Below are 8,951 nucleotides of genomic sequence, written 5' to 3' on the forward strand. Positions count from 1 at the left end.
AAGCGGATTTTGGAGCGCCTGTCCGGGATTTCCGCCGCCTCGCGGATCGGCGGCCGCATTCTTGGGGAGTCCGCCTCGACCGACTTCCCGAGATGAGGAAGATTATATGGTCCGATTTTCAGGAATTTGTACGTGGATTTGGATTTTTTATGACCGATATAATGGAAAACAGGAAAATTAGCAAGAATTTACACGAAAATGCGAAAAAACAACTGTACAAAGGTCATACTTTATGCTATAGTATGGGTAACAAAAACGCTATATTTGGCAAAACTATTGAAAGATAGTGACGCAAAGCCATTGGGTCTAAGCCGCAAGGTATGACAGCCGGTTGCCGCCGTAGCCTCCCGAGGGGGCTTTCTGTACGACTGCCGTTGCGGCGGTCGTGTTTTTTTGCGGGACAATTGAAAACGGCCATGCCGCCCGGCGGCGCGGCCCAAAATCCGTTCTGGACAGATCCGATTCGGACAGAGATATCTTACTAGGAGGGTATACCATGAAAAAGAACTGGATTCGCTTGCTGACCATGCTGCTTGCGGTCATGCTCATCCTCACGATGAGCGGCGTCGTCAGCCTTGCGGACAACGCCGAACCCGTCACCGGTGACGGCGTATCGGATGCTTCATCCGATACGAGCAGCGCTGTTGTGACAGAGGAAAAAACCGGACCCGGTCCCGAGGGGGACAAGCCCAAAGAGGGGCCGGGAGACGAGGAGCCTGCGGAGTGCACCTGCGGCGCAACTGAGGGCGAGGCTCACAGGGAGGACTGCCCGCTCTACGAAGCGCCTGAAGAGCCGGGAGACGAGCCGCCGACGGAGTGCGCCTGCGGCGCTGTTGAGGGCGAGTCCCACAGGGAAGGCTGCCCGCTCTATGTGGAGCCCGAGGAGGAGTCCCCGGAGTGCACCTGCGGCGCAACTGAGGGCGAGGCCCACAGGGAGGACTGCCCGCTTTACGAGGCGCCCGAGGAGGAGTCCCCGGAGGCGGTGCGGGCTGTCATCGATATGATTGACGCGCTGCCGGATGTCGGAACGGTCGCAAACTATGAGCCGACGGTCGACCTCCCCGAGGACGACGAGGACTACAACGACGCCTACAACGCGGCGTTCGCGGTTTACCTCGAAGAGGCGAAGAGCGGCTACGCCGCGGCGCAGGCGGCCTACGACGCCCTCACCGACGAGGAAAAGGCGCTGGTCCCCGAAGATCTGGTAAAAAAGCTCAGCGATTTCGACGCCTTTTTAACCATGCTTTCGAATACAGACGTTCTTTCCCTCACGACGCGGGCGGAACTGCGCTACCGGTACTCTTACGGCGGCAGCTTTGTGGACTGGTCCGATCCGGTTACGCAGTTTACTTTTTCCGGCGGCTTTGAGTCCGCGGAGGTAGCGGTTGACAGAGCGGGCGGGGAGACCTTTACGCTTCAATATCAGTTGAAATCCGCAGAACCGGGCAAAACGCTGGAGCTTTCCCGGCCGCTGGCCGTTACCGTACAGACCAACGCGGGCTTACATGTCTTCCCAGTGACAGAGGAAGGGGAGGATATTTACCAGATACAGATCCCGATGAGCGTTTTGAAGGAGGATTGCGATGACTATTCTTCGGTCATCTTGTCCCTCTCCTTCAAGGAAGATGGCGGCGGCCAGACGGGCGAACTTGTCTTTTCTTTTAAAGTGGGCAAGTATGCCGGCGTAAAGGCGGATTACAAGCCATACGCGGGAATCTACGGCAGCGCTTCCGGGGACATGATCTTTCTTTGGGAGGACGGGACGGCGATCAAGGGGGCCGAAGCCGCGTCCACCGCGAAGGTTGAAATCGCTCATCTCGCGGACGGAACCGTCCAGTTAGAAGTATATACTTACAGCAAAAACTATACCTATCGGTACGATGCGCAGAATGGCACGCTGACCGATCTTGACAACGGACAAAACGTCTACCAAAAAGTGGCGTCGCTGACGACCTCCGGAGACAAGGATACGATCAAGCTGCTCAAGGATTTTGCGGTTGAAAAATCAATTGTAATCCCGGATGGCAAAGAGATCATACTGGATATGGACGGGCACTCGATCACAGTAGGAAGCGATTTTACGGGCCGCCCGATCATCAACTACGGTACGCTGACGGTCACCGGGAACGGCACGATCGACAGTTCCGCTTCCGAATTCGGCGGCTACGGCGCGATTGACAACTATGGTACGGTCACTGTTGAAAATGGCACCTACAGGGGCAGCGTATACGCAGACGGCGCAAGCCTGAAGAACCGTCCGGGCAGTACCGCGACCATCAATGGGGGTACTTTTGACGGTTCCACCTGCGCGTTCTATAACGAGGGCAAGGCAACGGTCAACAACGGCTCCTTTGTGACGACCTCCTGCACCCATGTAACGGATTCGCAGGGAGAGAAGGGGCACTGGGCCTATGCTTTGAATAGCCGTGGGGAACTCTATTTCAATAACGGTTCTGTACAGGGCGTGCAGGGCGCGCTCGCCATCAGCAACGGCTATGCCGAAGTGAAAGACGGCCGCTTTGAAACGGTCCCGGACACGGACGGAAATGATTCCTGTGCGCATTATGCCATCTATATTGCCGGCGAAGTCGGCGAGGTGGAAGCCCATGTTTCCGGCGGTACGTTTAAATCTGCCAGTAAGGTGGCGATTTTGGTCGGAAACGACAACACCGGCGGCGACGGCGGCATCAACGCAAAGGCAACCGCTTATATTTCGGGCGGAACTTTTACCGGCGGAAACGGCAAGGCTTTGGATGCCGGAACCAATACGGGCAATCCCTCCATTACAGGCGGCACCTTTAACAGCGACGTGAGCGCCTATGTTGCCGCGGGCTACAAGTGCGAGCAAAAGGACGACAAATACGTTATCGTCGATGATAACGCCTATGTCGTTGAGGTCGACGGAGCCGGGCGGTACAAAACCGTCGGGGAGGCGGTCGCGGCTGCGGAGAACAGCGCCACGATCAGGCTCCTTGCAGATACAAGCGAGGATGTCGTTATTCCCTCCGGCAAAACACTGACCCTCGACCTCAACGGAAAGACCCTGACCAACGCAAGCACCCATACGATTATCAATCATGGCACGCTGACGCTTACCGGCGGCGGCAAGGTCGACAATGTGACCCACGCGAGAGCGCCGGTTTATAACGACGTGGGCGGGACCATGACCGTGGGGAATGTTACGGTGGACAGAAGCAAGGAGGCGGGCTCCAGTGCCACCGAGTCCGGCGGCAACTCCTGGTACTACATCCTGAACCACGGCACGATGACCATCGACGGTGCGACGGTCCGTTCCAACGGCTGCTATTCCAGCCTGATTGAAAACGGCTGGCAGAGCCCCGGGCAGAACACGGGCAAAGTCAACTCCGTTATGACGATCAAGAGCGGCACCTTCTCGGTCGACACCTTTGCATCGGGCGGCCTGTATGTGCTCAAGAACGACGACTACGGCGTCATGACGGTCGAGGGCGGGACCTTCACGGCGGGCGATACCGAAGGCGGCGTCGTCCTGAACTGGAACGAGCTCACGATCAAGGGAGGAACCTTCAACGGCAACGGAAAACCGGCGATCGTCAATGCTGTCGAAGCGGACGGGAACGGAACCCCGAAGTATTCCTATGAAAAGGGAAGCGTCCTGATCAAGGGCGGCAGCTTTAATGGGAAAATCGGGAACCACAGCGGCTATCCCAATGGGAAAATTTCAGCCAGCGGCGGAAGCTATGACAGGGAGCTGGATGCCCGGTACGTCGCCGAGGGCTACGCGTGCGTGCGGGACGGCAGCAGATATGTGGTTTCCATCACCGACGACGAAACTAAAGCGCAGGTCGCGGCGGCGATTGCGGAGGCCGAAAAAGTGCTTACGGGCAGTTTGTCGGGCGAGACGCTGGCGGGGCTTGCAGGCTCCGAGCTGACTCCCGAGCAGATTGCGGCGCTGAAGAGCGGGAAGGAGCACTTTACGAAGGCGCTGGAAATCCTCAACGCCATCGATCCGGACCGGCTCCAGGCCGTGCTCAACCAGAACCCCGACCTGAAAACGAAGGTAGAGGCGATCCGCGCCCTGGCGGAAGTCGCGTTCGCCATTACGGAGGAAAAAGTCCAGGCGAAGACCGAAGTGGAAAAGGTGGAGCCTCCGAAGGCGGACACCGCGGGCCTGGCGCCGGATGCCGTGGAAAAGCTGGACAATGAAATCAAGCAGAAGACCGACGCCCTGAAGAACACCGTGGAAGCGGAGGTCACAGGCAACAGCGCAGCCCAGAAGGAGCCCGAGGGACTCAAGGAGGCCGTTCGTCTGGAGTCGCTTGAAATCCCCGAGGATACCAAGGAGGTCAAGCTGACGGTGGTTCCCACCCTGACCGCGATCGAAGCGGGCGCGGATGTGGATAAGACGGACGCGAGCAACCCCTCGGCGGATGTTTACCCCACCACGCTGGTCTTCGAGGTGGTCCCGCAGGCGACCATTGTGTCCGCCGGGAATGTGGAGAGCGTCGTAACCCTGAAAAACGACCAGATCAAGGGCGCGATCACCTTCCGCCTGCCGATCCCGTCCACGGTGACCGCCAGGTACGCCAAGATCGTCCATGTGTTCTCCGACGGTTCGGGCAGTGAAACCCTCTATCCGGAGATTGAGACGGAAGACGGCGGAAAATTTGTCGAGGTGACCGTCTCCAAATTCAGCACCTTTACGCTCACCTTCACCAACAGCAAGCCCAGCGGCGGTCATTCGTCGGGCGGCTCGGGCGGTTCGGGCGGCGGCAGCGCCTCGTTCGACAACTATGAGTTCTGGGCGAAGGTCCAGAAGTCGATCGAACGCGCGGATGACGGCGACATCGTCAAGGCGAACGCCACCAAGGCGCTCAACGTGCCCGGCAGCGTGCTGCGCGCGCTCGAAGGCCGCGACGTGACCCTTGTCATCAGCTACAAGGGCAGGGAGCTGGCAATCTACGGCGGGAATATGCCCCCGATCCCCGACAACAAGGTCTACTATACCTTTGACGACCTGTTCGATCTCTTTGCGGATTATGATGTGACCGTGTCGGAAATCCCCGAGGCCAAACCGGGCAGCAACCCGGTGACAGGCGGCGGCTACTATCTGCCGGGCGTCACCGTGCCGACGGTCACCCTTACGGCGGAACTGCCCGCTACGCCGGAGGTTCCGGACCGGATTACGCTGGAGCCCGCCGAGAAGGCGGTCGAGCCGGCGGTGCCGGCCGACGCGGCGCAGGCGGCCGCGCCCGCGCCCGTGCCGGCGAACAGGCACCTGAGCGGCGTGGCGATCGCGCTGGCGGCGCTGATCGCGGCGGTGGCCGTGGGCGGAATCACCACCGGCGTCTGGCTCTACAAGCGGCGCGAACAGGAATAAGCACCCCAGGGGCGCATCCCATCGGGATGCGCCCCTTTCCGGCCCGGCTTGACGGGGCGGGGGATGTATGCTATGCTTTTTTTATAAAACGCATTTTGGCTGTCAAGTCTAAATTGCTGGAAAATGTGATAGACTTTCCCTCTGATAAGGCGGCCGCCGCCGGTAAAAATAGAACCATCAGGAAAAGATGGGGGCGGTGCTGATGAATCCGGGCGAGATGTCGGCCTATGACGCGTTTTTACATTCGGGAAAGATCGAGGACTACCTCAAATATGTAGACGTCCGGCAGCAGTCCGCGACCGGGACTGCCTCCGGCGCCGCTGTGACGGGAGATACCGGTGCATATCACGACCGACGGGATCGTGCTGCGGGAGCGCGCGATTGACGAGTTTGACTGCGTGCTCACCCTCCTGACGAGGGAACGCGGCATCATATCCGCTTACGCACGGGGAGCTAAGAAGCCACGCGGGACGCTGCGCGTCCCCGCCGAGCTGCTCAGCTACTCGTGCTTTGTGCTGTTCTCCAACCGGGAGCGGTACAGCGTCGACAAGGCCGATCTCGACACCGTCTTCATGGGCGTGCGCGGCGACGTGGAAAAGCTCTCCCTCGCCTCCTATTTCTGCGAGCTGACCGCCCAGGCCGCCCCCCGCGAGGAGAACGCGGACGGCTACCTGCGCCTGCTGCTCAACACCCTCTACCTGCTCGATACGGGCAGGCGTTCGTGTGATTTTTTAAAGCCGGTCTACGAGCTTCGTCTGCTCACGATGGCGGGCTTCATGCCCAATCTGGTCGCCTGCGCGGGCTGCGGCTGCTTTGAAGCGGAGGAGATGTTCTTCCTGCCCCAGTCGGCCCAGCTCGCCTGCGGGGAGTGCGTCCGCTCCTTCCCCGCGGACCAGGTGCGGCTCCCGCTCGGCAGGGGGGTGCTCGCCGCCATGCGCCACATCCTCTATTCCGAGGCGGACAAGCTCTTTTCCTTCAGCCTTCCCGGGCCGGCGCTCGCCCGGCTGGGGGAGGTCTGCGAATGCTATACGGTCACGCAGCTCGAGAAACGGTTTGACACGCTCGATTTTTACCGGACAATGAAGGGATCAGTCAATGGATAAATACTGTAAGGCAATTGAACTGGATAAGATTCTCGCGCGGCTGGCGCAGCTCTGCTCCTGCGAGGACGCGAAGGCGATGGCGCTGGCCATCGAGCCCGCGCGCGACCCGCGGGACGTGCGCGGGCTCATGCAGTACACGGTCGACGCGAACACGCTGACCAACCGCTACTCCACGCCGTCGGTCGGCGCGGTGGAGAACCCCGCCGCCGCGCTGAAGCGCAGCGAGATCGGCGCGCGGCTCTCGCCGCGCGAGCTGCTCGATGTGGGCAAGGTGCTGCGCGCCTTTGAGACGATCGAGCGTTGGCGGCGGCAGCTCGAGGGCGGGCAGACGAGCCTGTCCTATCTGCTCGATTCGGTGGTCGCGCTGCCCGACCTGCAGAAGCACATCGCCGGCACGATCATCAGCGAAGAGGAGATCGCCGACAACGCGAGCCCCGAGCTCGCCGACATCCGCCGCAAAATCCGCCAGGCGGGCGCCAAGGCGCGCGAGGTCCTCGATAAGATGGTTCGCTCGGCGACCTACCAGAAGTTTTTGCAGGACAACATCATCACCCAGCGGGACGGCCGGTTCGTCGTGCCCGTCAAGCTGGAATACCGCAACGAGATCAAGGGCCTCGTGCACGACACCTCCTCGTCGGGCGCGACGGTTTTCATCGAGCCGATGGGGGTCGTCGAGGCCAACAACGAGATCCGGCTTTTACAGGGCAGGGAACAGGCGGAGATCGACCGCATCCTCTACGAGCTCTCCGCGCAGGTGGGCGGCTGCGCCGCCAGCATCCGCGGCAGCTACGAGGCGGTCGTGGAGCTCGACCTCTACTTCGCCAAGAGCCGCCTCGCCGACGAGATGCACGCGAGCGTGCCCGCCATCAACGACGCCGGCGTGGTGCTGCTCAAAAAGGCCCGCCACCCGCTGCTCGATAAGCACAAGGTCGTGCCGATCGACCTTTCGCTCGGCGAGACGTTCGACACGCTCGTCGTCACAGGGCCCAACACGGGCGGCAAGACGGTCGCGATCAAGACCCTCGGCCTGCTCACCGCGATGGCCCAGTGTGGCCTGATGCTGCCCGTCGCGGACGGCAGCACGGTGCCCGTCTTTAAAAAGCTGCTCGTCGACATCGGCGACGAGCAGTCGATCGAGCAGAGCCTCTCCACCTTCTCGGCGCACATGACCAACATCATCCGCATCCTCGACGAGGCGGACGGGGATTCCCTCGTCCTGCTCGACGAGCTCGGCGCGGGCACCGACCCGGTCGAGGGCGCGGCGCTCGCCGTCGCGATCATCGAGCGGCTGCGCGCCCAGCGGGCCAAAGTGGTCGCCACCACCCACTACGCAGAGATTAAGATGTACGCCCTCAACACCGACGGCGTCGAAAACGCCTGCTGCGAATTCGACGTGGCGACCCTGCGCCCCACCTACCGCCTGCTGACCGGCGTGCCCGGACGATCGAACGCGTTTGCGATCAGCGAGCGCCTCGGCCTGCCCGCCGCCGTTATCGAGAACGCGCGCACCCACCTGTCGGGGGAGAACGCGCGCTTCGAGGACGTGGTCGCCCAGCTCGAGGGCACCCGGCAGGAGCTCGAAAAGGAACGCGCGCTGGCGGCGAGCCAGCGGGTGGAGGCGCAGCGCACCTCCGCCGAGGCGGACGAGCTCCGCCGCTCCGCCGAGCGGGAACGGGAGCGCGAGCTCGAACGCGCCCGCGTGCAGGCGCGCGGCATCGTCGAGCAGGTGAGCGCGCAGGCGGAAAAGCTGATCGACGAGCTCGACGAGCTGCGCCGACAGAAGGACAGCGCCGACTTTTCCGAGCGCGCCTCCGCGGCGAAGGTCGCCTTCAAGGCGAACCTGCGCAAATTACAGGACCTCGCCGACCCCGTCACCCGCAAGAATGTGGAGAATTATGTGCCCGACCGCCCGATCAAACGCGGCGACACCGTACGCCTTCTCGAGCTTGGGAAGGAGGGAACCGTCCTCTCCGCCCCCGACGGGCAGGGGTATCTGAACGTCCAGGCGGGCATCATCAAGACGCGTGTTCACCAGTCGGAGGTGCGCCTTGTCGACATGTCAAACAAACGTGTCACGGTCAATAACGCCGGCGTTTCGTCGCGCGGCGTCTCCTCCAAGGCCACCCGCGACGTCAAAACCGAGCTCGACCTGCGCGGCATGACCTCCGACGAGGCCCTCGTGGAGCTTGAGCGGTTCATCGACCAGTGCGTCCTCTCGGGCGTGCCCACCGTCACGATCATCCACGGCAAGGGCACCGGCGCCCTGCGCGCCGCCGTCCAGCAGCGTCTGCGCAAACACCGCAGCGTCAAGACCTTCCGGCTGGGCGCCTACGGGGAAGGGGAAGCGGGAGTGACGATCGCCGAGCTGAAATAGGATTTGCCGCTCGTCGGTTTTGGATATTCCGCCCTGCGGTCGGAGGGCATGCCGGTAGTCGACCGGCGGCGAGTTCCTTTCTTGTTCGCCCAAGAAAGGAACCAAAGAAGGGCGC

3 protein-coding genes and 1 riboswitch are annotated in these 8,951 nt (G+C 61.6%); all 3 genes read left to right on the forward strand.

What is annotated here, in order from left to right; translation table 11 throughout:
- The first annotated feature begins 256 nt into the window (after positions 1-256).
- Positions 257-339: riboswitch (cyclic di-GMP riboswitch) on the forward strand.
- Between the two features lie 157 nt (positions 340-496).
- The gene (locus RDM88_RS09885) at positions 497-5,359 is read left to right on the forward strand and encodes a hypothetical protein (RefSeq protein WP_308754679.1); all 4,863 of its coding nucleotides are present in this window, start codon (positions 497-499) and stop codon (positions 5,357-5,359) included.
- Between the two features lie 338 nt (positions 5,360-5,697).
- Entirely contained in the window at positions 5,698-6,462 is a 765-nt protein-coding gene (gene recO / locus RDM88_RS09890) for a DNA repair protein RecO (protein WP_308754680.1), read from the forward strand.
- Positions 6,455-8,836 carry an endonuclease MutS2 gene (locus tag RDM88_RS09895; RefSeq protein WP_308754681.1) on the forward strand — a complete coding sequence of 794 codons (2,382 nt, stop codon included), beginning with the start codon at positions 6,455-6,457 and terminating at the stop codon, positions 8,834-8,836. The genes recO and RDM88_RS09895 overlap by 8 nt, the downstream gene beginning before the upstream one ends.
- Positions 8,837-8,951: the final 115 nt, after the last annotated feature.

The sequence above is a fragment of the uncultured Anaerotruncus sp. genome, assembly GCF_902490045.1.
Lineage (GTDB): Bacteria > Bacillota > Clostridia > Oscillospirales > Ruminococcaceae > Anaerotruncus.